The 25,587-nt window shown below is 70.1% G+C and carries 24 protein-coding genes; 15 read left to right on the top strand and 9 right to left on the bottom strand.

From position 1 onward, the window contains the following. Positions 1–112: 112 nt before the first annotated feature. Positions 113–925, top strand: coding sequence for a formate/nitrite transporter family protein (locus OCT48_RS09185; RefSeq protein ID WP_263592386.1), 813 nt, complete (start codon positions 113–115; stop codon positions 923–925). 121 nt (positions 926–1,046) lie between these two features. Here the strand turns inward: OCT48_RS09185 and OCT48_RS09180 are convergent, their stop codons facing one another. Next, positions 1,047–1,709: an SDR family oxidoreductase gene (locus tag OCT48_RS09180; RefSeq protein ID WP_263592385.1), complete on the bottom strand. Its 663-nt coding sequence runs from the start codon at positions 1,707–1,709 to the stop codon at positions 1,047–1,049. Between the two features lie 95 nt (positions 1,710–1,804). Here OCT48_RS09180 and OCT48_RS09175 point away from each other — a divergent pair, with 95 nt between their 5' ends. Both OCT48_RS09175 and OCT48_RS09170 read left to right on the top strand, forming a co-directional pair. After that, positions 1,805–3,184 carry a type II toxin-antitoxin system HipA family toxin gene (locus OCT48_RS09175; protein ID WP_263592384.1) on the top strand — a complete coding sequence of 460 codons (1,380 nt, stop codon included), beginning with the start codon at positions 1,805–1,807 and terminating at the stop codon, positions 3,182–3,184. Then, entirely contained in the window at positions 3,181–3,498 is a 318-nt protein-coding gene (locus OCT48_RS09170) for a helix-turn-helix transcriptional regulator (RefSeq protein ID WP_263592383.1), read from the top strand. Before OCT48_RS09175 ends, OCT48_RS09170 begins: the two co-directional genes overlap by 4 nt. Before the next feature lie 5 nt (positions 3,499–3,503). Here the strand turns inward: OCT48_RS09170 and OCT48_RS09165 are convergent, their stop codons facing one another. Together OCT48_RS09165 and OCT48_RS09160 are read right to left on the bottom strand one after the other, a co-directional pair. After that, positions 3,504–6,638 carry an efflux RND transporter permease subunit gene (locus tag OCT48_RS09165; RefSeq protein ID WP_263592382.1) on the bottom strand — a complete coding sequence of 1,045 codons (3,135 nt, stop codon included), beginning with the start codon at positions 6,636–6,638 and terminating at the stop codon, positions 3,504–3,506. Further along, complete coding sequence (locus tag OCT48_RS09160) at positions 6,635–7,864, bottom strand: efflux RND transporter periplasmic adaptor subunit (RefSeq protein WP_263592381.1); 1,230 nt, start codon at positions 7,862–7,864, stop codon at positions 6,635–6,637. Before OCT48_RS09160 ends, OCT48_RS09165 begins: the two co-directional genes overlap by 4 nt. A gap of 151 nt (positions 7,865–8,015) precedes the next feature. Here OCT48_RS09160 and OCT48_RS09155 point away from each other — a divergent pair, with 151 nt between their 5' ends. Both OCT48_RS09155 and OCT48_RS09150 read left to right on the top strand, forming a co-directional pair. Further along, positions 8,016–9,287 carry an ATP-binding protein gene (locus OCT48_RS09155; protein WP_263592380.1) on the top strand — a complete coding sequence of 424 codons (1,272 nt, stop codon included), beginning with the start codon at positions 8,016–8,018 and terminating at the stop codon, positions 9,285–9,287. 35 nt (positions 9,288–9,322) lie between these two features. Continuing rightward, on the top strand, positions 9,323–9,862 hold the full coding sequence (locus tag OCT48_RS09150; RefSeq protein ID WP_263592379.1) for a response regulator transcription factor: 540 nt from the start codon (positions 9,323–9,325) through the stop codon (positions 9,860–9,862). Positions 9,863–10,041: 179 nt separating this feature from the next. Here OCT48_RS09150 and OCT48_RS09145 read toward each other — a convergent pair whose 3' ends face one another. Then, positions 10,042–10,812: a 3-hydroxybutyrate dehydrogenase gene (locus OCT48_RS09145; protein WP_263592378.1), complete on the bottom strand. Its 771-nt coding sequence runs from the start codon at positions 10,810–10,812 to the stop codon at positions 10,042–10,044. Between the two features lie 69 nt (positions 10,813–10,881). Next, on the bottom strand, positions 10,882–11,307 hold the full coding sequence (gene hybE, locus OCT48_RS09140) for a [NiFe]-hydrogenase assembly chaperone HybE (protein ID WP_263592377.1): 426 nt from the start codon (positions 11,305–11,307) through the stop codon (positions 10,882–10,884). Between the two features lie 113 nt (positions 11,308–11,420). On the opposite strand from hybE, the gene OCT48_RS09135 reads away from it, so the two are divergent. From OCT48_RS09135 to OCT48_RS09125, 3 genes are all read left to right on the top strand, one after another. Continuing rightward, a complete protein-coding gene (locus OCT48_RS09135) occupies positions 11,421–12,242 on the top strand; it encodes an inositol monophosphatase family protein (protein WP_263592376.1) in 822 nt (273 codons plus the stop codon). 132 nt (positions 12,243–12,374) lie between these two features. Further along, positions 12,375–12,644 carry a GrxA family glutaredoxin gene (locus tag OCT48_RS09130; RefSeq protein ID WP_263592375.1) on the top strand — a complete coding sequence of 90 codons (270 nt, stop codon included), beginning with the start codon at positions 12,375–12,377 and terminating at the stop codon, positions 12,642–12,644. 149 nt (positions 12,645–12,793) lie between these two features. Continuing rightward, a complete protein-coding gene (locus OCT48_RS09125) occupies positions 12,794–13,561 on the top strand; it encodes a DUF1338 domain-containing protein (protein ID WP_263592374.1) in 768 nt (255 codons plus the stop codon). Between the two features lie 172 nt (positions 13,562–13,733). Here OCT48_RS09125 and OCT48_RS09120 read toward each other — a convergent pair whose 3' ends face one another. Both OCT48_RS09120 and OCT48_RS09115 read right to left on the bottom strand, forming a co-directional pair. Continuing rightward, positions 13,734–14,396, bottom strand: coding sequence for a CoA transferase subunit B (locus OCT48_RS09120; RefSeq protein ID WP_263592373.1), 663 nt, complete (start codon positions 14,394–14,396; stop codon positions 13,734–13,736). 206 nt (positions 14,397–14,602) lie between these two features. Next, entirely contained in the window at positions 14,603–15,304 is a 702-nt protein-coding gene (locus OCT48_RS09115; RefSeq protein ID WP_263592372.1) for a CoA transferase subunit A, read from the bottom strand. Between the two features lie 138 nt (positions 15,305–15,442). Between OCT48_RS09115 and OCT48_RS09110 the strand changes: the two genes are divergently transcribed. The 7 genes from OCT48_RS09110 to OCT48_RS09080 all read left to right on the top strand — a co-directional run bounded on the left by OCT48_RS09110 (position 15,443) and on the right by OCT48_RS09080 (position 22,604). Further along, positions 15,443–16,345, top strand: a complete 903-nt coding sequence (locus tag OCT48_RS09110) for a LysR family transcriptional regulator (RefSeq protein WP_263592371.1) — start codon at positions 15,443–15,445, stop codon at positions 16,343–16,345. 24 nt (positions 16,346–16,369) lie between these two features. Further along, positions 16,370–18,319, top strand: a complete 1,950-nt coding sequence (locus OCT48_RS09105) for an acetoacetate--CoA ligase (RefSeq protein ID WP_263592370.1) — start codon at positions 16,370–16,372, stop codon at positions 18,317–18,319. Positions 18,320–18,453: 134 nt separating this feature from the next. Further along, positions 18,454–19,323 carry an acyltransferase gene (locus OCT48_RS09100; RefSeq protein WP_263592369.1) on the top strand — a complete coding sequence of 290 codons (870 nt, stop codon included), beginning with the start codon at positions 18,454–18,456 and terminating at the stop codon, positions 19,321–19,323. Continuing rightward, positions 19,272–20,180 (top strand): LysM peptidoglycan-binding domain-containing protein, encoded by a 909-nt coding sequence (locus OCT48_RS09095; protein ID WP_263592368.1) that lies wholly within the window; start codon positions 19,272–19,274, stop codon positions 20,178–20,180. The genes OCT48_RS09100 and OCT48_RS09095 overlap by 52 nt, the downstream gene beginning before the upstream one ends. A gap of 113 nt (positions 20,181–20,293) precedes the next feature. Then, positions 20,294–21,451, top strand: coding sequence for a glycosyltransferase family 4 protein (locus OCT48_RS09090; RefSeq protein ID WP_263592367.1), 1,158 nt, complete (start codon positions 20,294–20,296; stop codon positions 21,449–21,451). Continuing rightward, positions 21,423–21,962 (top strand): phosphatase PAP2 family protein, encoded by a 540-nt coding sequence (locus OCT48_RS09085; protein WP_263592366.1) that lies wholly within the window; start codon positions 21,423–21,425, stop codon positions 21,960–21,962. Before OCT48_RS09090 ends, OCT48_RS09085 begins: the two co-directional genes overlap by 29 nt. 24 nt (positions 21,963–21,986) lie before the next feature. Then, positions 21,987–22,604, top strand: a complete 618-nt coding sequence (locus OCT48_RS09080; RefSeq protein ID WP_263592365.1) for an alpha-ketoglutarate-dependent dioxygenase AlkB family protein — start codon at positions 21,987–21,989, stop codon at positions 22,602–22,604. 96 nt (positions 22,605–22,700) lie between these two features. On the opposite strand, the gene gcvT is transcribed toward OCT48_RS09080, so the two are convergent. Further along, on the bottom strand, positions 22,701–23,810 hold the full coding sequence (gene gcvT / locus OCT48_RS09075) for a glycine cleavage system aminomethyltransferase GcvT (RefSeq protein WP_263592364.1): 1,110 nt from the start codon (positions 23,808–23,810) through the stop codon (positions 22,701–22,703). 68 nt (positions 23,811–23,878) lie between these two features. Beyond that, on the bottom strand, positions 23,879–25,255 hold the full coding sequence (locus OCT48_RS09070) for an alanine/glycine:cation symporter family protein (protein ID WP_263592363.1): 1,377 nt from the start codon (positions 25,253–25,255) through the stop codon (positions 23,879–23,881). Positions 25,256–25,587: the final 332 nt, after the last annotated feature.

The raw sequence follows: 25,587 nt of genomic DNA, 5'->3' as shown, positions 1-25,587 counted from the left end.
CAAGCTCAGGCGCTCGGTCCTGCCTCCCCTGCCCCGTCACGGCGCCTGCCGGGGCCTATGGACGAGGACCGCTATAGTGACAGGACGCCACGCGGACACGGGGAGCGCAGCGATGGACAGGGACCCACTCTTCGGCGACGCCTACCAGCCCAGGGAGATCGCCCATCGCGTGACCCACATGGGCGTGGCCAAGGCCCGGGGCGATGCGCTGACCCTGCTGGTGCTGGCGACCCTCGCCGGCGCCTTCATCTCCCTCGGCGCGCTGTTCTTCGCCGTGGTCGTGACCGGTAGCGAGCTGGGCTTCGGGATCACCCGCCTGCTGGGCGGCCTGAGCTTCTGCCTCGGCCTGGCGCTGGTGGTGGTGGCCGGCGCCGAACTCTTCACCGGCAACAACCTGCTGGCCATGGCCTGGGCCAGCGGCGAGATTCGCGGACACGAGCTGCTCAGGAACTGGGGACTGGTCTACCTCGGCAACGTGCTGGGCTGCCTGGGCACCGTCGTGCTGGCCGTGTCGGCGGACCTCGCCGCCCTGGGCGACGGCAGCCTCGGCGAGACCCTGAGGGAGATCGCCCTGGCCAAGGTCGCCCTCGGCCCCATGGCGGCCTTCGTCCGGGGCATCCTGTGCAATGTGCTGGTCTGCCTGGCCGTGTGGCTGGCCATGGGAGGCCACAGCGTCACCGACAAGCTGCTGGGCCTCCTGCTGCCGATCAGTGCCTTCGTGGCGCTGGGGTTCGAGCACTCGGTGGCCAACTGGTTCTTCCTGCCGATGGGCTTCTGGCTGGCCCCGCAGGGCATCGGGGTGGCCGGTGCCCTGCTCAATCTGGGCCTGGTGACGGCCGGCAACATCGTCGGCGGCACCCTGCTGGTGGCCGGGGTCTACTGGCTGGCCTACCTGCGCGACGGCCAGGACAGCCCCGGCCGATAGCCCCGTGTCAGCCCTTGTCAAGGGGCAGGCAGGCGGCGACGCGTCGACGCGTCGACGGGATCACGCAAGCGCTCATGCGGTCTCCCGGTCGGGGCAAAGGAGGCTGGCGCAGGCGGCTCGCCTACCAGGGCAGGGGCTCGCCGTTGCTGTGCCAGAAGCCGCCACTGGTCGCCAGGGTCAGGTCGGCGATGCGCGCGGCGATGCCAGCCGCGGCCTCCTCGGGACCGATCAGGCCGCCGAAGTTCACCATGCGTGTCTTCACGTACCCTGGATGCAGCTGGGCCACGGCGATGCCTCGCGGCGCGAGGTCCACCGCCAGGGACTTGCCGAAGGCATTCAACGCCGCCTTGGAGGCACGGTAGCCATAGCGCCCGCCCGAATCGTTGTCGGCGATCGAGCCCATCCGGCTGGTGATGTTGGCGATCTTGGCGCCCTCGCCCAGGCAGGGCAGCAGGGCCTCGACCACCCGCAGCGGCGCATAGGCATTGATCTCCATCTGGGCGCGGATGGCATCGAAGTCGAGCTCGCCCAACGCCTCGTCGTGCAGCATGCCGGCGTTGTTGATCAACACGTCGAGACGCCGGCCGTCGAGGGCCGCGGCCAGCCGGGCGACATCCGCCGGCGACGTCACGTCGATGCCGTCGACCACCTGCCCGGCCACTTCGTCGAGTTCCGCTGACGGGGTCCGACAGGCCCCGATGACACGCCAGCCCTCGCCATGGTAGTGCCGGGCCAGGGCCAGGCCGACGCCGCGGTTGGCGCCGGTGATCAGGACAGTGGGCATCGGGACACCTCCTTTGAGCAATATTTCACTCAGAAATGAATTTATTGGAAGATTTTGCGCAATTTGCTGCTCACGATTACCTCATAGGCTAGACTATGAGCATTATCCTGCTCACCGAGTCCAGCATGCAGCTCACCATCCAGATCTACCGCCAGGGCCGATGGCAAGACGCGGCCCGCCTGGAACTTCCGCATCCGGAACGCGGCACGCGCGGTCCCGCCCGGCTCGGCTACCTGCAGGACTATGCCCTGCAGTGGATGTCCCATGACGACGAGCACGCCTGCAGCCTGACCCTGCCGGTCGAGCTGATGATGCGGCACCACGGTGAGCGCTGGTTCGGCTTTCTCGAGGACATCATGCCGGCCGGGGCGAGCCGACGCTACTGGATACAGCACCTCGGCATCCAGGACCTGGCCCCCGGCGAGCAGGACACCGAGCTGCTGCGCCTGGGCACCATCGCGCCGGTCGGCAACCTGCGCATCCGCGAGGCCGTGCCGCCTCGCCCCCCGGGCGGCACCCTGGAGGCCCAGCGCTTCCCGCTCAGCGATGTCATCGATCGCCATACCGATTTCCTCGAGTATGCCCAGCAGATGGGCGCCGCCAGCGGCGGGGCCACCGGCGCCGGCGGCGAGGCGCCCAAGCTGCTGGTGCGTCGCACGCCCGGCGACGAGGTCTGGATCGACACCTGGCAGGACGACCCGACGAATCTCGATCCCCACTTCCTGGTCAAGTTTCCCCGCGGCCGGCGCGGCGCCGACGACTGCGACATCCTGCGCGCCGAGTACCACTACTACCGGGAACTGGCCGAGCTCGGCATCGACACCGTGCCTCGCCAAGGCCTCCAGTTGACCGAGGGCGAGCGCTATCCCTCGCTGTGGCTGCCGCGCTTCGACGTCGCGCCCCGCGAGGGGCGGCTGTGTCGCTTCGGCCTGGAATCCGTCTACGCCCTGCTCGGCGTGGCCCCGGGCACCCACCTGCGCCACCCGGCGGTGCTGGCGCGGCTGGTCGCGCTGCTCGAGCGCCAGCATCGGGTCCGCGAACTGGGCGAGCCCTTCGACCGGGAGGGCTTCGTGATCGAGTGGGTCAGGCGCGACCTGCTCAACGTGGCCTTCGGCAATTCCGACAACCACGGGCGCAACGCGGCCCTGCTCAAGCGCCCGGAGGGCATCTGGCATGCTCCGGTCTACGACTTCGCCCCCATGAAGGCCGATCCCGAGGGGGTGACGCGCACTACCCAGTGGGGCCCGCCGCTTGAGCAGGGCGGCGACTTCGACTGGCCCGCCATCGCCCGGTCACTCGGCGAGCTGGCCGACCCGGACCGCCTGATGGCCGAGCTGGAACGCCTCGGGGCCCGCCTGCATGGCCTGGCGGAGCGCCTGGCGGCGCGCGGGGTCCCCGAACGCATCCTGACCATGCCGGCCGTGGGCCTCGGCCACCTCGACCGACGGCTGACGCGCTGGGGACTGGCCCCATGAAACCGACTCCCATGACGCCCGAGGAGCGCGAGGCGGCGCTGCTGGACCAACTGCGCCGCCTGATGCGTGGCGAGCTCAGCGAGGGGCAGGTGCTGCGCCACCTGCGCCGCGAGGTGCTGGGCATGTCCCAGGGCGCCTATGCCGACCTGGTGGGCGTCAGCCGGCGCACCCTGTCCGACCTCGAACGGGACGCCGGCAACGCCTCCATGGCCAGCATGAACCGCGTCTTTCGCCCCCTGGGCCTGAGGGTTGGCCTGGTGCCTCGCCAACCCGCCCTGCTGGCCCGGCTCGCCGAGGACGCCGACGGCCCCTGAGGCCGTCAGGCGGTGTCCTGGCCGGCGCCGGGGGCGTGTTCGTGACGCCCGAGGCGCGCGCGCAGGTGCTCCAGGTAGCTGAGCAGCACCGGAATCACCGCCAGCACCAGCAGGGTCGAGAGGCCGAGACCGAAGGCGATGGACACGGCCATGGGGATCAGGAACTGCGCCTGCAGCGAGGTCTCGAAGAGCAGCGGCGTGAGGCCGCCGATGGTGGTCAGCGAGGTCAGCAGCACCGCCCTCACCCGCTGCACCACCGCCTCGTTGAGGGCCGCATCGATGGCCAGCCCCTGGCGGCGCTGCTGGCGGTAGAAGGCCACCAGGATGATGGCGTTGTTGACCACGATGCCCGACAGGCCGAAGAGCCCGAACAGCGACAGCATGGTCAGGTCGAGCCCCAGCAGCCAGTGCCCCAGCAGGGCGCCGACCAGCGCCAGCGGGATGATCGCCATGACGATCAGCGGCAGGCTCCAGGAGGCGAAGACCCAGGCCAGCACCACGTACATCAGGGTGAGCCCCACCACCAGCCCCATGCGCATGTCGGCGAAGGTCTCCCGCTGGTCGGCGGAGCGCCCCTCGAAACTGTAGCGCACGCCGTGGTCGCGCATCAGCGCCGGCAGCACCGAGGCCTCCAGCCCGGCGAGGACACCATCGACGCTGTTGGCCTCGGTATCGACCTCCGCGGTGACCTCCACCGCCAGCCGGCCGTCGGCATGGCGCAGCGCCTCGAAGCCCTGGCGATGGTCCAGGGTCATGACCTGGTCCAGCGGCACGAAGCGCCCGTCCGGGGTGCGGATCGTCAGGCGCGCCAGGGTCTCCAGGCGTTCACGCTGGTGGCGGGGCAGCAGCACCCGCACCTCGACCTCGTCGGGGCCGTCCTGGAAGACCTGCACCAGCCGGCCGTCGAAGGCGGCACGCAGCTGGCGGCCCAGCTCCCGGGTGGTCAGGCCGAGGGCCTCGCCGCGAGGGCTGACCCGGTAGATCAGCTGCTGCCGGCCCCAGGGCATGTCGTCCTCGGTGTCGTGGACCCCGGGCAGCTCCGCCAGCGAGCGCGCCAGCGACTCGGCCGCCCGCTTGAGCGCCTCCGCCGACTCCCCGGTCAGGCGGACATTGACGTCCTTGCCGGGCGGCCCGGCGGCGCGCTCGGAGATGGTCAGGGTCTCGAGCCCCGCCGGCGGCGCCAGCCGCTCCCGCCAGGCGCGAATGAACTCGGCGTTGCGCACCGTTCGGTCGTCGGAGGGGGTGAGCTCGACCATCAGCGAGCCCAGGTTGTCGCCGGCGCGGGAGGGCTCGCCGCCGACCAGGGTCGTCCCGTGGCGGGTCACCACGTGCTGCACCAGCCCCCCGCCCAGGGCCTCGTCGGTGGCCTCGAGGCTCGCCTCCATCCGCGCCAGCAGCCGGTCGACCCGGTCCCGGTCGGTGCCGGCGACGAAGCTGGCGTTGGCGTAGAGCACGTTGGGCTCCGGCGTGGGAAAGAAGTTGAAGGCCAGCCGGCCGCCCATCAGCAGCCCCAGGGTGACCAGCACCACGGCCACCGCCGCGGCCAGGGTCGAGGCCCGGTGGCGCAGGGTCAGCGCCGAGAAGCGCCGGAAGGGCCCTGCGCGGAAGGCGTCGAAGGCGGCCTCGAAGCGCTCCCGGGGGCGTGACAGCCGGCCGGCACGGCGCGCCCGGCCCGGCACGAAGGCATTGCGCAGGTGGGCGGGCAGTACCACGAAGCACTCCAGCAGCGAGGCGATCAGCACGCAGATCATCACCACCGGGATATCGCCGAGGATGTTGCCGATCACCCCGCCGACCAGCAGCAGCGGCATGAAGGCCGCCACGGTGGTCAGCGACGAGGCCAGCACCGGCCAGAGCATGCGCCTGGCCGCGCCCTCGGAGGCATGCCGGGGGGCCTCGCCCTGGCGGAAGTGGGCGTCGGCATCCTCGCCGACCACGATGGCATCGTCGACGATCACCCCCAGCGCCATGATCAGCGCGAACAACGAGATCATGTTCACCGAGCCGCCGATCACCCAGAACACCGTCATGGCACCGAGGAAGGCCGTGGGAATGCCGATGGCCACCCACAGCGCCACCCGGGCCGGCAGGAAGAGGTAGAGCAGCCCGAGCACCAGCACCAGGCCCCCCAGGCCGTTGCTGATCAGCAGCCCGATGCGTTCGGCGATCAGCCGCCAGGTCTCGTCGTGGACCTCGAGGCGGACCGAGGGCGGGAGTTGCGGGCGCGTCTCGTCGAGCCAGCGCTGCAGGGTCTCGGCGGCGGCCAGGGAGTTGCCGTTCTCGGCCCGCTGCAGCTGCAGCTCCACCGCCGGCCGGCCGTCCTGGCTGAGGGTGACCTGGGCGTCGCGGGATTCCCGGCGGATGGTGGCGATGTCGCCGAGCCGCAGCTGGACCCGGTCACTGCTGAGGATCGGCAGCTCACCGAAGCCGGCGGCGCTGCGACGCTGCTCCACGGCGCGCAACTCGCGGGCGCTGTCCTGCTGGCCGAGCAGCCCCGCGGGCAGGTCCCGGGACATCACGTCGATGCGCTCGGCGATCTCGTCGAGGCTGAGCTGCAGGCCCTGCAGGCGCGCCACCGGCACCTCGATGCTGATCTGCTGCTCGGGCAGGCCCTGGGTCTCGACCCGGTCGATACCGGCCTGCAGCAGGGCGTCCTCGAAGCGGTTGGCCAGTTGGCGCAGCTCCCGCTCGGAGACCGCACCGTGGATCAGCAGGCGGGCCACGGGCTCGTAATGGGCCACCCGGCTGACCCGGGGCGGCTCGGCGTCCGCCGGCAGGTTGGTGAAGTCGTCGACCTGCTGGCGGACGTCGTCGAGGGCCAGCACCGGATCGGCGCCTTCCTGGAACTCGAGGGTGATGCTGGAGACGCCCTGGGCCGAGGTGGAGGTCATGCGCTTGAGCCCGTCGAGGCTGCGCAGGCGCTGCTCCAGGGGAATCGTCACGCCCTGCTCGACGTCCTCGGCGGCGGCCCCGGTCCACACGGTGCGCACGCTGATGATGTCCAGGGCGAAGTTGGGGAAGAACTGGATGTTCATCCGCGCCAGCCCCAGGATCCCGCCCAGCAGCATCACCAGCATGATCAGGTTGGCGGCCACGCGGTGATGGACGAAGAAGCCGATCGGTCCCCGGCGGCCGCTCATGCCCCCTCCCCGGCGGTGTCGCGCTCGACCTTGAGGCCCTGGACGGCATTGGGCAGGTGGGTCGTGATCACCCGCTGCCCGTCGGCCAGGGCCTCGCCGGCGACCAGCACCCAGCTCTCGCCGTCGGGGCCCGGCACCTGGCCGCGGCGGGTCACCGCGAGGCGGCGCATGCGCCCGTCGGCGTCCATCAGGTAGAGCACATCGTCGCCGTAGAGGGCGCTGGCCGGCACGGCCAGGCTATCCTCGGCGACCGGACGCTCGAGGCGCACGTCCACCAGGCTGCCGGGACGCAGGCCCGCATTCTCGCCCTCGAGGCGCAGGATCGCCTCGACGCCGGCGGGCGCGCTCTCGCCGGCCAGTCCGGTGAGCACGAAACGCGCCCCCTCCCCGTGCGCCACCAGGCGCCGGCCGGCGGCCAGGGCCTCCGCCAGCTCGCCCTGGTAGGCCTGTGGAATCGTGGCCCGGAGTTCCAGGCCTTCCCGCGGGTAGACCGACAGCAGCTCGGCCCCCTCGCTGACCCGCTCCCCGGGGGCGGCAGTGAGGCCGGTGACGATGCCGTCGAAGGGCGCCTCGACCCGGGCGCGCTCGGCATCCCGCCGGGCCTCGGCGAGGCCGGCACGCGCCTCGGCGAGCCCCGCCTCGAGGCCGCGCAGGCGGGCCGGATGCTCGGCGATGCTGCCCTCCCGGGCATTGACCGTGACCCGCGCCCGCGCCAGGGCATCCCGAGCGTCGTCGAGGGCCGCCTGCGAGGCCAGGTTACGCGCCACCAGGGAGCGGTTGCGCTCCAGCTGTCGCCGGGCGTTGTCCAGCAGCTCGCGCTCGCGCGCCAGGGCGGCCTGGTCGCGTTCGTGGCGGATGCGCTCGGCGGCGATCTGGGCCTCGAGATCCGCGACCCGGGCCTCGGCCCGCGCCACCGGGGGGCCGGTATCGGCCTCGTCGAGGGCGATCAGCAGCGCGCCCGCGGCGACGCGCTGGCCCTCGCGCACCGGACGCTCGGCCACCCGGGCGGTGAGCGGCGCGGTGACCGTCACCCGCTCCGGGGCCGTGATCTCGCCGTACAGGGGCAACACCGGCACCCGGTCGGCGAGCCTCACGGTCAGGGTCTCGACCCGCCAGCTGCGCTCCTGGGGCGTCACCGTGGCCGGCTCGGGCCGAGTCACCCTCAGCCCCACGAAGGCCGCCAGGCCCAGGGCGAGAATCAGCAGCGGGATCAGCAGTCTTCGCATCGAACGGTGGCCATCGGCAAGAATTCGCAACCTCCAATATACAGGCTGGGCCCGCCGGGGGCAGCCGGGCGACACATCGCCGCGGCGGCGGAGAGGCGGCGCAGCGGGGCAATCGGTTATCATCGCGGCACCGATCGCCCGCGGAGTCCCCATGCAAGCCGCCCTGCCCCTGCCGCTCTCCACCCCCAACCGCAACCTGGTGCGCCTGACCATCGTGCGCGGGATCACCTGGACGGGGTTCCTGGCCGGCATCATCATCGGCGTCGAGGGACTGGGCTTCGCCCTGGACCTCCCCGCGGTCATCGGCGTGATCCTGGTGATGGGCCTGATCAACGTCGCCACCTGGTGGCGCCTGGGGCGTCCCCGCGCCGTCACCCACCGGGAGTACCTGAGCCACCTGCTCGCCGACGTGGCCGGGCTGACCCTGCTGTTCTACTTCACCGGCGGCTCCACCAATCCCTTCATCAACTACTACCTGGTGCCGGTGACCATCGCCGCCGCCACCCTGCCCTGGCGCCATGCCTGGGCCATCGCCGCCGCGGCCATGGCCGCCTACAGTTTCCTGATGTTCGTCTACCACCCGGTGCCCCAGCTCGGCATGCCCCACGCCGAGACCACCATCAACCTGCATACCCTGGGCATGTGGCTGAACTTCGCGCTGTCCGCCGGCCTGGTGACCTTCTTCCTCTACAAGATGGCCCGGGCCCTGCGCAGCCGGGAGCAGGCGCTGTCGCGCACCCGGGAGGCGGTGCTGCGCAACGAACAGGTGCTCGCCGTGGCCACCCAGGCCGCCGGGACCGCCCACGAGCTGGGCACCCCGCTGTCGACCATGGCCGTGCTGCTCAAGGAGATGCGCCAGGACGCCCGGGGCGACACCCAGCTGGAGACCGACATCGACCTGCTGCGCCAGCAGGTCGACACCTGCAAGTCACGCCTGCGCCACCTGGTGGACAGCGCCGACCGTCGCCGCATGGCCCAGCCCGAGATTCGCGAGGCCGGCGACTGGCTCGCCGCCGTAGTGCAGCGCTGGCTGGTGCTGCGCCCGGACGTGGCGCATCGTCTCGCGATCGCCGAGCGGCGCGGCCGGCCCCGTCTGGCCGTGGACGCCACCCTCGACCAGGCGCTGACCAACCTGCTCAACAATGCCGCCGACGCCAACCCCGACGACATCACCATCCAGCTCGACTGGAACGACGAGGAGGTGGTGATCGACATCCGCGACCATGGGCCCGGGGTGGCACTGTCCATCGCCGACCAGCTGGGCGACACCTTCGTCTCCACCAAGAGCAAGGGGCTCGGCATCGGCCTGTTCCTGACCCATGCCACCATCAATCGCTTCGGTGGCGGCGTGAGCCTGTACAATCATCCCGAGGGCGGCACCCTGACCGAGGTGACCCTGCCCCGCAGCGACCCCGCGGCCTGAACCGCAAGGGCCATCGACTCCCCCGCGAGGATGCCATGCAAGACACCGCCCAACGCCTGCTGATCATCGACGACGACGAGATGTTCTGCCATGTGCTGCATCGCGCCATGAGCCGGCGCGGCTTCGAGGTCCTGGTGGCCCACGACGCCGCCGAGGCCCTCTCCCTGGCCCGCCAGCACCAGCCGGAGCTGGCCACCCTGGACCTCAAGCTGGAGCAGGAATCGGGGCTCAAGCTGCTGCCGGAGCTGCTGGAGCGGGTCCCGGACTGCCGGGTGGTGGTGCTGACCGGCTACTCGAGCATCGCCACGGCGGTGGAGGCCATCAAGCTCGGCGCGGTGAACTACCTGTGCAAGCCGGCGGACGCCGACGAGGTGCTCACCGCCCTGGCCAAGGAGGAAGGCGACCCCGAGGCCGAGGTGGCCGACCGTCCGCCCTCGATCAACCGCCTGACCTGGGAGCACATCCAGAAGGTGCTGCAGGAACACGACGGCAATATCTCCGCCACCGCCCGGGCGCTCGGCATGCACCGCCGCACCCTGCAGCGCAAGCTGCAGAAGCGGCCGGTCAGGCGATAACGCCGCAAGCTGGAAGGCAGCGTGTGGCTTCCAGAGCCCGAGTCAAGGGGGGCTCTTCAAGCTTCCAGCTTACTGCCGCGGAGCGGGCGATCTTCCAGCTCCGGGCGAAGCCCGGCTCTTCCAGGCGCGTAGCGCCGCTCTTCCAGCTTAAAGCTTACGGCTCCCGGCGCAGCCGCGTCTTACTGCGCCGTCCACCCCAGGTCGATGTTCCAGCTCGCGCCGGTGACCGCCCCGGCGGCATCGGAGGCCAGGTAGCCCACCAGCGAGGCCACCTCGGCGGGCTCGATCAGCCGCTTGACCGCGGCGTTCTTGAGCATGATCTGCTCGACCACCTCCTGCTCCTCCATGCCGTGCAATTTGGCCTGGTCGGCGATCTGGTTGTCGACCAGCGGCGTCTTCACGTAGGCGGGGCAGATGGCGTTGGCGGTAATGCCCTGGCTGCCGCCCTCCAGCGCGGCGGTCTTGGTCAGGCCGATCATGCCGTGCTTGGCGCTGACATAGGCGGCCTTGCCCGGGGAGGCCACCTGGGCATGCACCGAGGCGACGTTGACGATACGCCCCCAGCCGCCCTCGCGCATGGAGGGCCAGGCCGCCTGGGTCAGCAGGAAGGGCGCGGTCAGCATCAGGTCGATGATGCGGCGCCACTGGTCCTCCGGGAAGTCCTCGATGGGCGAGACGTGCTGGATGCCGGCGTTGTTGACCAGGATATCCAGGTGGCCGAATCGCTTGAGGGCCTCCTGAACCGCCGCCTTGCAGGCCTCGCCATCGGTCAGGTCGGCCTGGAAGAAGGCGGCCCCGGCTCGCTCGGCGACCTCCTGGCCGGCGGGGTTGAAGTCCACGGCCAACACCTGGTGGCCCTGCTCGCAGAAGTGGCGTACCACGGCCTCGCCGATACCGCTGCTGGTCCCGGTGACCAGGGCGACGCGAGGGGTAGGGGCAGTTGCGGTCATGTTGGCTCCTTGAGGGTTGCCGGGAGATGGGCCCGTCCAGCATAAGGGGCCGCAACGTACAGCACCAGTTCAGGGCGGCGGCGTCATGACCCTTTCCATCAACCGCTGGGCCAGGCGACTGCCCTCGTGCAGCGAGCCGACATCGGACAGGTCATCGAGCAGCTCGCAGACCCACAGCCCCGGCTGGCCCTCGAGGGCCAGGGGACGGAAGGGATAGACCCCGGAGGGCAGGGACACCCGACGCAGGGCCTCGGGCGCCGGGGGCGGCTCGTCCTGGAGCGGCACCAGGGCCAGGGACAGCGACAGCGGGGTGATCAGCGCGCCGAGCAGCACCTCGCGCCCCTCCTCCAGGGCATGGGGCTGGAAGCACAGCGCATCCACCCCCAGCCGGGGGTTGTAGTGCGCCTCGGCCTTGGCCGCCCTGAGATGGTGGCGCTCCCAGGCCCGGGCCAGCTGCTGCAGCCGGGCATATTGTTCGGCCGTCAATGCCTGCATGTCGTCCTCCGGCGGGTGTCGGGGCGACAGTATAGGGGCTCGGCCGGGCATTCGGCAGGGGCCGGGCGAGCTGCTAGCATGAAGGCGTCCTTCCCCCAGCCCGAGGAGCCGTCATGAGCCCCGAGAACCGCCTCGAGATCGCCGTCGACATTGCCCGCCACGCCGGGCGCCAGATCGCCGAGGCCCGCGAGGAAGGCGGCATCGAGCACCGCTTCAAGCACGGCCAGGAACTGGTGACCGATACCGACGTCGAGGTGGACACCTATATCGGCGATCGCCTGGAGGCGAGCTTTCCCGACGAGCATCGCCTGAGCGAGGAACTGGCCCCCGACCGCGAGGCCCTCGAACACACCCAGGACATGTGGGTGGTGGACCCCATCGACGGCACCGTCAACTTCGCCCATGGGTTGCGCCACGTGGCCGTCTCCATCGGCTGGGTGAGCGGCGGTCACCTCAAGCTCGGGGTGGTCCACGCGCCCTTCCTCGACGAGACCTTCACGGCCCTGGCCGGCCGCGGCGCCTGGCGCAACGGCGAACCGATCCACGCCAGCCGCACCCGGGACCTGGCACGCTGCCTGGTGGGTACCGGCTTCCCCTACCGTCGCGACAGTCGCCCGCCGCTGATGCGCCGGCTGATGGCCGTGCTCACCCACTGCCAGGACGTGCGGCGCAACGGCTCGGCGGCCCTCGACCTCTGCGACGTGGCCTGCGGGCGCCTCGATGCCTACTACGAGAGCGTCTCGCCCTGGGACTTCGCCGCCGGCCTGCTGATCGCCCGTGAGGCCGGGGCCCGCACCGGCCATCTCTATCCCGGTCCCGGCGGTATCCCCGAGGAGCTCTACGGCGAGAACCTGCTGGTCACCAGCCCCGCCCTCTATGACGAGCTCGGCAACCTGTTGCGCCGCGCCGATGCCAGCGAGCTGGCGACGTTCTGAGGCCCGCCCGATAGTCCCCGGCAATGACCCCATCAGGCCTCGCCTATTGGTCAAATCCGCTGCGCTCGTTCACAATGGCGCCAGTTTTTTCCCCGACCCATTTCACGCATCCCCGGATGCAAGGAGTAGTTGATGTTCGTCGTTATCTTCGGTCGTCCCGCCTGCCCGTTCTGCGTGCGCGCCAAGGAACTCGCCGAGAGGCTGGAAGGCACCGGCGCCATCGCGGGCTTCCGTTACGTGGATATCCACGAGGAAGGCATCACCAAGGCCGACATGGAGAAGACCATCGGCAAGCCGGTCGAGACCGTGCCGCAGATCTTCGTCGACCAGACCCACGTGGGCGGCTTCACCGAGTTCGACCAGTACGTGCGCGACCAGGAGTGGCTGACCGCCAGCGCCTGAGCCTCCGACACCGCGCACCGAGAACCGCCTACGGGCGGTTTTCGCGTTTCGGGCCACGGCGTTCCTGCCTCGTTGAATCCGCCCACACCCCCGCCGCTTACACTGCGTAGAGTCAGCGCACAGGGCACCAGCACAGAGGGCAAGGCAGGATGCAACGTGAAGAGTTCGTTCAGCAACTGTGGCTGGACTATGTCCACCACCACCCGGATATCGGCGGGCTGCGGCTGTGGCCGGTGGAGACCCCACCGGAATATCTGGCCCTGCTGACCCTCAACCATGGCCCCTGGTCGATGGAGGCGCTGCTGCCGACCCTGGTGCGCTTCGGCTACCGTCCCGTGCAGCGCTATGCCATGGCCGACCGGGGGCTGCTGGTGACGCTGCTGGCTGCCCCCGACGAGGGCGCCTGGCTGGTGCTCGCCGAGCTGCAGCTCGGCACTCTCTCGCGGGGGCCCCGGGCGGCCCTGGAACGGCTGGTGACGCAGGCCCCACCCGAGGCGACCCGCGGCCAGAACCTGCTGTGTCGCGCCCGGCCCTGGCCGATGCCCGACTGGGCGAGCTACCAGGCCCTGGCGGCGGCTCATCCGCTGGCCGGCTGGCTGGCGGTGATGGGGCCCAGGCTGCATCACCCGGGCTTCGACTGCGCCCGCCTCGGCGAGGACATCGGCCGGCTGGACACCCGCCTGCGCGACACTGGCCTGAGCGGCGACGCCGACCGCCACCACGGCGTCTTTCCGATTTCCCCCCTGCTGGACTACCGCTTCTACCCGACGCTGCCCCGTCGGCTGGCCTTCGCCGAGGGCGATGAGCATCGGCTGGCCCTGGGCGGGCTGGCACTCGTCCAGAAGCAGGTCAGCGCCAACCAGGAGCGCACCGTCGAATTGCTGCTCCCCCACCATACCCGCTGCGAGCTCAGCTGACCGGACCATCCACAGATTCTGTGGATAACGCTGTGCACCGGTGACGGACAACCGTGTGGGATCGGCCTGACAGCGAGGTGTCGCTCGGAATGGTCAGAATTTCGGCATCCCGACACGCCTCGGCCCGGACACGGGGTCCGGGCCGAGGCGGGTCAAGACGAGATGCGCCGGCTTACTCCGTGAAGGTCATCTCCGGCACGTGCTCCGGCACGATCAGCTTGCCGGCCGTCTTCTCGACGATCTCCTCGACGGACACGCCCGGGGCGCGCTCCTTGAGCACGAAGGCGCCGTTCTCGATCTCCAGGTAGGCGAGGTCGGTGAGCACCCGGTTGATGCAGCCGGCGCCGGTGAGCGGCAGGCTGCACTGCTCGAGCAGCTTGGACTCGCCGTGCTTGGAAGCATGGGTCATGGTGCAGATGATGTTCTCGGCCCCCGCCACCAGGTCCATGGCGCCGCCCATGCCCTTGATCAGCTTGCCCGGGATCATCCAGGAGGCGATGTTGCCGTGCTGGTCGACCTCGAAGGCGCCCAGCACGGTGAGGTCCACGTGGCCGCCACGGATCATGGCGAAGGACTCCGCCGAGGAGAAGATCGCCGCGCCGGGCCGGGCGGTGACCGTCTGCTTGCCGGCGTTGATCATGTCCGGGTCCACCTCCTCCTCGGTGGGGAAGCGCCCCATGCCGAGCAGGCCGTTCTCGGACTGCAGCATCACGTCGATGTCGTCCGGGACATAGTTGGCGACCAGGGTGGGGATACCGATGCCCAGGTTGACGTAGAAACCGTCCTCGAGTTCGCGCGCCACGCGCATTGCCATCTGTTCGCGAGTCAGTGCCATCTTGATGCCTCTTGTGTCTTGTAAGGGATAAGCGCCGGTGAACCCTGCTCGAGGCCAATGCCGGCGGCAGATCCACGAGGAGGCGCTGTGAACCCTTCCCTGGGCGCTACCGACGCCATTCCATGGCGTAGGACCTCCTCTACGATCTGCCCCCGGCGCCTCTCGCGCTATCCAACGGCGAATGTCCGGGAGATGGAGAAAAACGCTCAGCCCTGGTGGACGGTGCGCTTCTCGATGCGCTTCTCGAAGCTGCCCTGGATGATGCGATCGACGTAGATGCCCGGGGTGTGGATCTGGTCCGGCTCGAGCTCGCCGGGCTCGACGATCTCCTCGACCTCGACCACGGTGATCTTGCCCGCGGTGGCGGCCAGCGGATTGAAGTTCTGGGCGGTGTCGCGGTAGACGACGTTACCGTAGCGGTCGGCCTTCCAGCCCTTGACGATGGCGAAGTCCCCTACCACGGATTCCTCGAGGATATAGTGCCGGCCGCCGAACTCGCGGACCTCCTTGCCCTCGCCGATGGGGGTACCGTAGCCGGTGGCGGTGTAGAAGGCGGGAATGCCGGCGCCGCCCGCCCGCATCTTCTCGGCCAGGGTGCCCTGGGGGGTCAGCACCACCTCGATCTCGCCTTCCAGCATCTGCTGCTCGAAGAGCGCGTTCTCGCCCACGTAGGAGGCATGGATGGTGCTGATCTGGCGGTCTTCCAGCAGCAGGCCCAGGCCGAAGCCGTCGACGCCGCAGTTGTTGGAGTAGACGGTCAGGTCCTTGACGCCCCGCCGCTTGATCTCGGCAATCAGGTTCTCGGGGATCCCGCACAGCCCGAAGCCACCGGCGATGACGGTCATACCGCTCTCGATGCCGGCCATCGCCTCTTCATAGGAATGCACACGCTTGTCGAATCCGGCCATATCGCTGCCTCAGATGGTTGGAGGATGGTTGTTATCGCGGTTCTGGCAGTGTCGCGGCAGGCAATATATTTGTTAAGTTTGTTTTTCTTATCGATTATTTTATATTTCAAATTAATCGACGCCACCGCGGAGGCCGCCATGACCGTCAAGCAACTCCGGGCCTTCCTCGCCGTGGCCCAGACCCTGAGCTTCACCCAGGCCTGCGAGCGACTCCATCTCTCCCAGCCGGCCCTGAGCCTGACCATCAAGGGCCTGGAGGAAAGCCTGGGCGGACGGCTGCTGACCCGCAGCACCCGCAGCGTGCGGCTGACCCCGGAAGGCGAGTCGCTGGTCCCGCTCGCCGAGCGCCTGCTGGCCGACTGGGACAACACCGAGGAGCTGTTGCGCCAGCGCTTCACCCTGCGCCTGGGCCGCGTCGCCGTGGCCGCCATGCCCTCCTTCGCCGGCAACCAGCTGCCCGACGTGCTGATGGCCTTCCGCAAGCGCTATCCGCGCATCAACGTGACCGTCCACGACGTCATCAACGAGCAGGTCATCGACATGGTCCACCAGGGCCGCGTCGAGCTGGGCATCGCCTTCGAGCCCGAGGCCGCCCAGTCGATGCACTTCGCCCCCCTCTACGTGGACCGCTTCGTCGCCGTGGTCCCCGCCGCCTCGGCCCTGGCGACGCGCGCCTCGATCGACTGGCCGGCGCTGCTGACCCGGGACTTCATCACCCTGCAGCGTCCCTCCATGGTCCGCCGGCTCCTCGAGCAGCAGCTGCGCCTGCAGGGGATCGAACTGCCGGTGGCCTTCGAGAGCCACCAGCTGGCCACCGTCGGACGCATGGTCGCCAGCGGTCTCGGCGTCAGCGCCGTCCCCTCGCTGTGCATCCACCAGATGCAGGAACTCGGCGCCCACTGCCTGCCGCTGCATGCGCCGATCATCGAGCGGGCGGTGGGCATCCTCTCGCCCAGCGCCGATGACCTCTCGGTGGCCGCCCAGGCCCTGCGGGAGGTGCTGCAGGAAAGCGTGCCGACGCCGATGCTAAGCTCAGGGTAACGGCACGGCGAGGGAGGGAAGCATATGGCCACCCCAGTCTGGCAACCGTCCCCCGAGGCGGTCGCGGCCACCCAGATGACGGCCCTGATGCGGCGTATCCAGGATGTCCATGGCGAGACCCTCACCGACTACGGGGCCCTGCACGCCTGGAGTCTCGCCCACCCCGAGGCCTTCTGGGCGCTGTTGTGGCAGACCTTCGAGATCGTCGCCGAGACCCGCGGCGAACGGGTACTCGTCGATCCCGAGGCGATGCCCGGCGCCCGCTGGTTCCCCGAGGCACGACTCAACTTCGCCGCCAACCTGCTGCGTCGCCGGGACGACCACCCGGCCCTGGTCGCCCTGGACGAGCGCGGCCGGCGGCGCAGCCTGAGCTACGGCGAGCTGTATCGCCAGGTGGCGCGCCTGGCCGCGGCGCTGCGTGCCAGTGGCGTGACGCCAGGCGACCGGGTCGCCGGCCTGGCGCCCAATGCGGAGCCGGCGGTGATCGCCATGCTGGCCACCGCCAGTCTCGGCGCCATCTGGTCCTCCTGCTCGCCCGACTTCGGCGCCCAGGGGGTGCTCGACCGCTTCGGCCAGATCGAGCCCAAGGTGCTGATCGCCGCCGACGGCTACACCTGGAACGGCAAGGAGATCGATATCCGCCCGCGACTGGCGCAGGTCGCCGCGGCCCTCGAGGAGCTGGCGGACGTGGTGGTCTTCCCCTTCCTCGACGACCGTCCCGACCTCGGCGACATCCCGGGCGCGGTGGCCTGGGACGACTACCTGGCCGGGGAGGCGGACGAGCCGACCTTCGCCTCCCTGCCCTTCGACCAGCCGCTGTATATCCTCTACTCCTCGGGCACCACCGGCACGCCCAAGTGCATCGTCCACTCCGCCGGGGGGACCCTGCTCCAGCACCTCAAGGAGCATCGCCTGCATACCGACCTGCGCGCGGACGATGTCTTCTTCTACTACACCACCTGTGGCTGGATGATGTGGAACTGGCTGGTCTCGGGACTCGCCAGCGGCGCCACCCTGGTGCTGTTCGATGGCGCCCCCTTCGCGCCGTCTCCCGACGCCCTCTGGGCGATGGCCGAGCGCGAAGGGGTGACGGTGTTCGGCACCAGCGCCCGGTATCTCGCCGCCTGCGAGAAGGAAGGCCTGGTGCCGGGCCGCGACCATGACCTCTCGCGGCTGCGCGTGGTGCTCTCCACCGGCTCGGCCCTGACCCATGAATCCTTCGACTATGTGTACCGGGACATCAAGGCCGACCTGCTGCTCGCCTCGATCTCCGGCGGTACCGATATCGTCTCCTGCTTCGCCCTGGGCTGTCCGATTCGCCCCGTCTACCGTGGCCAACTGCAGTGCCGCGGGCTGGGCATGGCCGTGGACGTCCTCGACGACGACGGCCGGCCGCTGCGCGGGGGGAAGGGGGAACTGGTCTGCACCCAGCCGTTCCCCGCCATGCCGGTGGGCTTCTGGAACGACCCCGACGGCAGCCGCTATCACGACGCCTACTTCGCCACCTTTCCCGGCATCTGGGCCCACGGCGACCTGGCGGAAATCACCGCGGAGGACGGCCTGATCATCCACGGCCGCTCCGACGCCGTGCTCAACCCCGGCGGGGTGCGCATCGGCACCGCCGAGATCTACCGCCAGGTGGAGAAGGTCGAGGAGGTACTCGAGTCGCTGTGCATCGCTCAGGAGTGGCAGGACGATGTGCGGGTGGTGCTCTTCGTGCGCCTGCGCGAGGGGCTGACCCTGGACGACGCCCTGCGCCAGACGATCCGCGACACCATCCGCGCCAACACCACGCCGCGGCATGTCCCGGCGAAGATCCTCCAGGTCGACGACCTGCCGCGCACCCGCTCGGGCAAGCTCGTGGAGCTGGCGGTGCGCAACATCGTCCACGGACAGCCCGTCAAGAACCGCGAGGCGCTCGCCAACCCCGAGGCCCTGGCCTTGTTCGAGGACCTGCCCGACCTGCAGGAATGACGCTTGCCAACGCCACGTCGTGGCCCCTGGCCATCTCCGTCGAACGACGCCTCGATGCCGTTGGCCTCAACGCTGGGCACCCTCGCCGTGATCCATTAGCATTGCCTTTCACGACGATGACGAAGGAGACCGGCATGTCGACCCTCAGGGGGATCGTCAGCCTGCTGCTGCTGACCCTCAACACCCTGTTCTGGGCGGTGCCGCTGATCGCGCTCACCCTGCTCAAGCTGGTCACGCCGGGGCGCCCGCTGCGTCGGCGGGTGCTGTTCGGGCTCAACGCCATCGCCCGCTGGTGGGTCGACGGCAACCTCTGGTGGATAGGCCACTGGGTACGGCCCGACCTGCGCCTGGACCTGCCGGACGGCCTGACCCGGGACGACTGGTGGCTGGTGCTCTCCAACCATCGCAGCTGGACCGACATCTTCGTGCTCTTCATGGCCCTGCACCGACGCATCCCCATGCCGCACTTCTTCGTCAAGCGCCAACTGATCTGGCTGCCCGTGATCGGCCTGGCCTTCTGGGCCCTGGAATTTCCCATGTTGCGGCGCATGAGCCGGGAGCAGCGGGAACGCCATCCGCACCTGGCCCGTCGCGACCGGGAAGCGACCGAGCGCATGTGCCGCCATGCCCGGGAACGGCCCATCGCCATCTACAACTTCGTCGAAGGCACCCGCTTCACGCCGGCCAAGCATGCCGCACGCCGCAGCCCCTATCGTCACCTGCTGCCGCCCCGGGCCGGCGGCATCGCCCAGGTCCTGAGCCTGCTCGGCGACCGCCTCGGCGGCATCCTCGACGTGACGATCAGCTACGACAATCCCGCGCCCCGCTTCTGGGACTTCCTCTGCGGCCGCGAACAAACCATCCACCTGCAGGCCCGGTACCTGGCGGTGCCGGCCTGGATGCTGCAAGGCGACTACCACCAAGACCCGATCTACAAGGAACGCTTCCACTCATGGCTCAACGCCCTGTGGCAGGCCAAGGACGCCGCCCTCGACTCGCCCTGATCCTGCTGTTCGTCCTGCTGGCCGGTTGTGCCGGAACGCCCACGGGCGCCCTGCGGGGCGGCGAGCCGCTGGCCGGCAACTGGATCACCATCCAGCGCGGCGACACCCTCGGCGAGATCGCCCGGCGTGCCGAGGTGCCGCTGGTCCGCCTGCGGCGCTTCAACCCCGGCGTCGACCCCCGCCGCCTCGCCGTGGGGCAGCGCCTGCTGGTGCCCAGCCGCCGCGAGCGGGCGCCCTCCGGCGGCCCCTATCGCTATCAGGTGCGCCCCGGCGACACCTACACCGCCATCGCGCGGCGCTTCGGCACGGCCCCCGGCCGCGTGGCGGCGGCCAATCCGAATATCGCGGCCACCGACCTCGAGGTGGGGCAGCTGATCCAGGTGCCGCTGGGCGGCGCCCGCCAGGCCTCCCGGAGCACGGCCACGCCAGCCCCTTCGCGCCCGTCGCGGACCCGCCTGCCGGACCCCGGCGAGGTGCCACGCCAGGCCAGCGGCTGGCCCTGGCCCCTGGACGACTACCGGGTGGCACGGCGCTACGGTCCCGATGGCCGCGGCACCCTCCAGCCGATGCTGCTGGCCACCGGCGAGGGGGCCCGGGCCAGGGCCGTCGCCGATGGCCAGGTGCGTTTCGCCGGCAGCATGCGCCAGCTGGGCCGGGTGGTGATCGTCCATCACCCCGACAACCTGCAGAGCGTCTACGCCCTGTGCGAGACGCTGCTGGTCGAGAGCGGCAAGGAGGTCCGTCGCGGCACGCCGCTCTGCGAGATCGGCCTGCATGCCGCCAGCGGACGCCATGAGCTGCTCTTCGACATGCGACACGGCGGCAAGCCCATCGACCCGACCACGGTACTGCGCTGATCCGCCGGGGCTGTCATCCCCGCTTCACCGCGCTGTCGCCCCGCTGTCACGCGCCTCGGGCATCGTCGTGACTGACGGGGGCCATCCCGGCCCGCGACGCCACGAGGGACGACATGCGCATCTGCCTGGTCAGCGAAACCTGGTCACCGGACATCAACGGCGTGGCCCATACCCTGGGACGCCTCAGCGACGACCTGCTGCGGCGCGGCATGACGCTGCAACTGATCCGTCCGCGCCCCGCCGGGAGCCCGCATGTCGCCGAGGGCATCACCGCCGAGCTCCAGGTCCGTGGCATGTCGGTGCCCGGCTACCGGGAGGTGCGCCTGGGCCTGCCCGCGGCACGCCGGATCCGCCGCCTCTGGGAGGCCGACCGCCCCGATGTCGTCTACCTGGCCACCGAGGGGCCGCTGGGCTGGTCGGCGCTGGGCGTGGCCGAACGACTCGGTATCCCCGTGGTCGGCGGCTGGCACACCAACTTCGATCACTACTGCCGCGACTATGGCGTCGGCTGGCTGTCCTCCCTGGTCACCCGACGGCTGAGGCACTTCCACAACCGCTGCGGGGCCACCCTGGTCCCCACCCGGGACCAGGCCCGGTCCCTCACCGCCCGGGGCTTCGAGCGGGTGCGGGTGATGGCCCGGGGCATCGACGGCGAGCACTTCTCCCCCCGCCACCGAGACCCGACCCTGCGCGCGGCCTGGGGCAGCGACGCCCATCGGCCGGTGGCGCTCTACGTGGGGCGGCTGGCACCCGAGAAGAACCTCGACCTGCTGCGCGACACCTTCACGGCAATGCTCGCCGCCCGCCCGGACATGACCCTCGTCGCGGTCGGCGACGGCCCGGGCCGGGCAGCGCTGGAGAAGGCGCTGCCCGAGGTCCACTTCACCGGTTTCATCGACGCCGCGAGCCTGGCCCGCCACTATGCCAGCGCCGACCTCTTCATCTTCCCCTCCATTTCCGAGACCTGGGGCAACGTGCTCCTCGAGGCCATGGCCAGCGGCCTGGCCACGGTGGCCTTCCGCCACGCCGCCGGCGCCGAGCTGATCGACGATGACGTCAACGGCGTCAGCCTGGCCGTCGGCGACGAGACCGGCTTCCTCGATGCCGCCGTCACGCTGTGCCAGCAGCCGGCCCGCTATGGCCGGCTGGGGCGGGCCGCCCGGGAGCGGGCGCTGCACTATCGCTGGCCGGCCATCACCGACGACTTCCTCGCCGCCCTGACCCTTGCCCGGGAGATGTCCGATGAAACCACGCGCCCCTGCCGTATTTGAACGCCTCGACCTGCTGGAGTGGCAGCTCTGCCAGCGACTGGCCGGCTTCAGCATCCACCGGCCCTGGCTCGCCACCCTGCGCCTGGCCAGCAAGCTCGGCGACTGGCCGATCTGGGTCGTGGTGATCCTCGCCCAGCCCTGGCTGCACCCCCAGGCGGGCTGGCGACTGGCCGCCCAGTATGCCCTGACGGCCGCGGCGGCCATCGTCGTCTACCGTCTGCTCAAGACCCGCCTGTGCCGCGAGCGCCCCTTCATCACCTTCGCCAGCATTCCCTGCCAGGAGCCGGCCCGAGACCGCTACAGCTTCCCCAGCGGGCACACCATTCACGCGGTGATGTTCCTGACCCTGGTCGCGGCCCACAGCCCCGCCCTGATGCCGGCCCTGGTCCCGCTGGTGGCGCTGATCGCGGTGTCGCGGGTCGGCCTGGGGCTGCACTACCTCAGCGACGTGGCCGCCGGCGCGGCGATCGGCTATGCCTTCGCCCTGGCGAGCCTGGCCCTGGCCGGCTAGCCGGCGGGCTGGCATCCTCGGGGCATGGCCCCGTTCGACCCTCCCCGCGGCGAGGCGCTGCTGGCCTCGCCGGCGCTGATTCGCTTCACCGACCTGCTCGGCGCTCCCGCGGCGGACAGCGCCCTCGACCGCCTGGACCACGAGCTGGACTGGCAGCGGCCGCGGCTACGCCTCTACGGCCGCGAGCATCCGATCCCGCGACGCCAGGTCTGGATGGGCGAGGCCCGCTATCGCTACTCGTGCCGGGACTTCCTGCCGGCCCCCTGGCATCCGACGGTCGTGCTCATCCGCGATGCCGTGATCCGGCGCCTCGCCCAGGCCGGTCACCCGGCCCGCTTCAACAGCGTGCTGCTCAACCGCTATGCAAACGGCCAGGAGCGCATGGGCTGGCACAGCGATGACGAGCCGGAACTGGGCCCCGCGCCGCTGATCGTGGGCGTCTCCCTGGGCGCCGACCGCCCACTGCGCTTCCGCTGGAAGGACCGCCACGCTCCGGCCTTCAATGTGGACCAGCCCCACGACAGCCTGCTGCTGATGGGCCCCGGTACCCAGACGGCGCTCGAGCATGCCCTGCTGCCGCGCCGGGGCGATGCCCTGCGCATCAGCCTGACCTTCCGCTGGGTCACGCCGGCCGCCACCTGACGGGACGCGACACTCCACCGGCAGCGGGACCATGAAAAACGGCCACCCCTCTCGGGATGGCCGCTGGTGGAATGACCTCAAGATAACGGTATAAGGTCAGCCGCGATAGTATCCCGGCGCCACGAAGGGCATCTTGCTGACCGTCATCGGCAACCGCTTGCCGCGCACCTCAGCATGCACGGTGGTGCCGACCTCGGCCTGGTCGATGGTCACGTAGCCCATGGCCACCGGCTTGCCGACGCTGGGGCCGAAGCCGCCCGACGTCACCGCGCCGATGCGATTGCCATCGGCGTCGAACAGCTCGCTGCCCTCGCGGACCGGCGCCCGGCCCTCCCCCAGCAGGCCCACCCGCTTGCGCTGGTGGTCCTTCTCGGCGACCTGGTGCAGGATCAGGTCGGCCCCCGGGAAGCCGCCGGGGCGCTCGCCGCCCCGCCGGCGCGGCTTGCCGATGGCCCAGATCAGGCCCCCTTCCACCGGGGTGGTGCCGGTGTCGATATCGTGGCCGTACAGGCACAGCCCCGCCTCGAGGCGCAGCGAGTCCCGCGCGCCCAGGCCGATCGGCGCGACCTCGTCCTCGGCGAGCAGGCGACGCGCCAGGGCCTCGCTGTGCTCGGCGGGCACCGAGATCTCGAAGCCGTCCTCGCCGGTATAGCCGCTGCGGCTGATCCACACGGGAATGCCGTCGATCTCGAAGCGACCATGCTGCATGAAGACCATGCGGCAGGCGTCGGGACACAGGCGCTGCATGACGGCGGCGGCCTTCGGGCCCTGCAGGGCCAGCAGACCACGATCCAGCACCTCGACCTCGTGGTCGGAAAGGCCGCGGCGCAGATGGGCGATGTCCTGCTCCTTGCAGGCGGCGTTCACCACCAGGTACAGGTGGTCGCCGGCATTGACGATCATCAGGTCGTCGAGGATGCCGCCGTCCTCGCTGGTGAACAGGCCGTAGCGCTGCATGCCCTCGGCCAGGCCGACCAGGTCCGCCGGCACCAGGGTCTCCAGCGCCTCGGCCGGCTCGGGCCCGCGCAGCAGCACCTGCCCCATGTGCGAGACGTCGAACAGGCCGCAGGCCTGGCGGGTGTGCTCATGTTCCTTCTTCACACCGAGGGGGAACTGCACCGGCATGGCATGGCCGGCGAAGGGCACCATCTTGCCGCCCAGTTCGACGTGAAGATCGTAAAGCGGGGTCTTGCGTTGTTCGGTCATCGGTTCGTTTCACCCTTCCCATGAGTGGAAAGCGGGCGTGGCCGGCCCCGGGCCGGACACGCCGTCGCTTACTTGTTGAGGTCCTCGCCCGGCAGCACGGGCCTGCCCTCGAAGTAGTCCCTGGTCAGCTGGAACACCACCGGCGACAACAGCGCCAGGGCGATCAGGTTGGGGATGGCCATCATGGCGTTGAACACGCTGGCCAGCAGCCACACGAAGCCCAGCGGCAGCACCGAGCCGACGAAGATCGCCAGGATGTAGACCACCCGGTAGACCTTGATCGAGGCCACGCCGAACAGGTACTCGAAGCACTTCTCGCCGTAGAAGGCCCAGCCCAGGATGGTGGTGAAGGCGAACACCGCCAGGGCGAAGGACACCACGTACTGGCCGACGCCCGGCAGGGCCGCGTCGAAGGACAGGGCGGTCAGGGAGGCGCCGGTCTCGCCGGAGGTCCAGGCGGTGGTCAGGATGGCCAGGGCGGTGATGGTGCAGACCACGATGGTGTCGATGAAGGTCCCGAGCATGGCGATCAGGCCCTGGCGCACCGGGTTCTTGGTCTGGGCCGCGGCGTGGGCGATGGGCGCGCTGCCGAGGCCCGCCTCGTTGGAGAAGACGCCCCGCGCCACGCCGAACTGGATGGCCTTGGCCACGGCGGCCCCGGCGAAGCCGCCCGCCGCGGAGATCGGCGTGAAGGCGTGACCGAAGATCATGCCCAGGGCGGCGCCGACCTGATCGGCGTTGATGATCAGCACCAGCAGGCCGCAGCCGATGTAGGCCACCGCCATGATCGGCACCAGCTTCCCGGCCACCTTGGCGATCCGCTTGATGCCGCCGAGGATCACCGCGCCGGCGAGCACCATGATCACCAGGCCGGTGATCCAGTGCGGCAGGCCGATGGACTGGCCGAGGCCGTCGGCCACGGAGTTGGACTGCACGGTGTTGCCGATGCCGAAGGCGGCCACGGCGCCGAACAGCGCGAAGGCGCCGCCCAGCCAGCCCCACTTCCTGCCGAGGCCGTTGCGGATGTAGTACATGGGGCCACCGACGTGGTCGCCGGCCTCGTCGACCTGACGATAGCGCACCGCCAGCACGGCCTCGGAGAACTTGGTGGCCATGCCCACCAGGGCGGTGATCCACATCCAGAACACCGCCCCGGGCCCACCCAGGAAGATGGCGGTGGCGACACCGGCGATGTTGCCGGTGCCGATGGTGGCCGACAGCGAGGTCATGAGCGCGTTGAAGGGCGAGACCTCACCCTCCCCCTCCTCGCCCTTCGCGGTGGTGCGTCCCTGCCACAGGAGCTTGAAGCCCATGCCCAGCTTGCGGATGGGCAGGAAGCGCAGCCCCGCCTGCAGATACAGGCCGACGCCCAGCAACAGCACCAGCATCAAGGGGCCCCATACGACCCCCTCGATGGCTGACAGTAGATTGGTAAAGGTTTCCACGTCTCGTCTCCCTATACTGGTTGTTGTTATGCACCAACGTGCATGTGCTCGCGGTCGGGTGAAACCACGCTGATACGAACACGCGTACCATAGCGGATACGTCCGTTGGCGCTCCAGTCTCCTATTGGAAAATTTGGTGATTTCTCGATCTGGCAGGACAAAGTATAGTCCCAGCCGCGCCTTGGCCCCTCATCATGTGCACCTCCTGGCCGCGGTTGCCGCCTCGGGCGCGCCGCACGGACCTCCGGGGCGCCATCGAGAAACTTGTTTCTTATTGGAAACGGTGCCACTCTAGCCGCGACGCCCCGCCAGGGCAAGGGCTGGCACGGACG

The organism is Halomonas sp. M4R1S46, assembly GCF_025725685.1.
Lineage (GTDB): Bacteria > Pseudomonadota > Gammaproteobacteria > Pseudomonadales > Halomonadaceae > Halomonas.
Note: the sequence above shows the minus strand (reverse complement) of the source record. Positions and strands in the feature narration are given on the sequence as shown.

Bases quoted from the DNA above. Each gene is read 5' to 3' on its own strand.
- OCT48_RS09185 (WP_263592386.1), top strand. From the start codon at position 113: ATGGACAGGGACCCACTCTTCGGCGACGCCTACCAGCCCAGGGAGATC.
- OCT48_RS09180 (WP_263592385.1), bottom strand. From the start codon at position 1,709: ATGCCCACTGTCCTGATCACCGGCGCCAACCGCGGCGTCGGCCTGGCC.
- OCT48_RS09175 (WP_263592384.1), top strand. From the start codon at position 1,805: ATGAGCATTATCCTGCTCACCGAGTCCAGCATGCAGCTCACCATCCAG.
- OCT48_RS09170 (WP_263592383.1), top strand. From the start codon at position 3,181: ATGAAACCGACTCCCATGACGCCCGAGGAGCGCGAGGCGGCGCTGCTG.
- OCT48_RS09165 (WP_263592382.1), bottom strand. From the start codon at position 6,638: ATGAGCGGCCGCCGGGGACCGATCGGCTTCTTCGTCCATCACCGCGTG.
- OCT48_RS09160 (WP_263592381.1), bottom strand. From the start codon at position 7,864: ATGCGAAGACTGCTGATCCCGCTGCTGATTCTCGCCCTGGGCCTGGCG.
- OCT48_RS09155 (WP_263592380.1), top strand. From the start codon at position 8,016: ATGCAAGCCGCCCTGCCCCTGCCGCTCTCCACCCCCAACCGCAACCTG.
- OCT48_RS09150 (WP_263592379.1), top strand. From the start codon at position 9,323: ATGCAAGACACCGCCCAACGCCTGCTGATCATCGACGACGACGAGATG.
- OCT48_RS09145 (WP_263592378.1), bottom strand. From the start codon at position 10,812: ATGACCGCAACTGCCCCTACCCCTCGCGTCGCCCTGGTCACCGGGACC.
- hybE (WP_263592377.1), bottom strand. From the start codon at position 11,307: ATGCAGGCATTGACGGCCGAACAATATGCCCGGCTGCAGCAGCTGGCC.
- OCT48_RS09135 (WP_263592376.1), top strand. From the start codon at position 11,421: ATGAGCCCCGAGAACCGCCTCGAGATCGCCGTCGACATTGCCCGCCAC.
- OCT48_RS09130 (WP_263592375.1), top strand. From the start codon at position 12,375: ATGTTCGTCGTTATCTTCGGTCGTCCCGCCTGCCCGTTCTGCGTGCGC.
- OCT48_RS09125 (WP_263592374.1), top strand. From the start codon at position 12,794: ATGCAACGTGAAGAGTTCGTTCAGCAACTGTGGCTGGACTATGTCCAC.
- OCT48_RS09120 (WP_263592373.1), bottom strand. From the start codon at position 14,396: ATGGCACTGACTCGCGAACAGATGGCAATGCGCGTGGCGCGCGAACTC.
- OCT48_RS09115 (WP_263592372.1), bottom strand. From the start codon at position 15,304: ATGGCCGGATTCGACAAGCGTGTGCATTCCTATGAAGAGGCGATGGCC.
- OCT48_RS09110 (WP_263592371.1), top strand. From the start codon at position 15,443: ATGACCGTCAAGCAACTCCGGGCCTTCCTCGCCGTGGCCCAGACCCTG.
- OCT48_RS09105 (WP_263592370.1), top strand. From the start codon at position 16,370: ATGGCCACCCCAGTCTGGCAACCGTCCCCCGAGGCGGTCGCGGCCACC.
- OCT48_RS09100 (WP_263592369.1), top strand. From the start codon at position 18,454: ATGTCGACCCTCAGGGGGATCGTCAGCCTGCTGCTGCTGACCCTCAAC.
- OCT48_RS09095 (WP_263592368.1), top strand. From the start codon at position 19,272: ATGGCTCAACGCCCTGTGGCAGGCCAAGGACGCCGCCCTCGACTCGCC.
- OCT48_RS09090 (WP_263592367.1), top strand. From the start codon at position 20,294: ATGCGCATCTGCCTGGTCAGCGAAACCTGGTCACCGGACATCAACGGC.
- OCT48_RS09085 (WP_263592366.1), top strand. From the start codon at position 21,423: ATGAAACCACGCGCCCCTGCCGTATTTGAACGCCTCGACCTGCTGGAG.
- OCT48_RS09080 (WP_263592365.1), top strand. From the start codon at position 21,987: ATGGCCCCGTTCGACCCTCCCCGCGGCGAGGCGCTGCTGGCCTCGCCG.
- gcvT (WP_263592364.1), bottom strand. From the start codon at position 23,810: ATGACCGAACAACGCAAGACCCCGCTTTACGATCTTCACGTCGAACTG.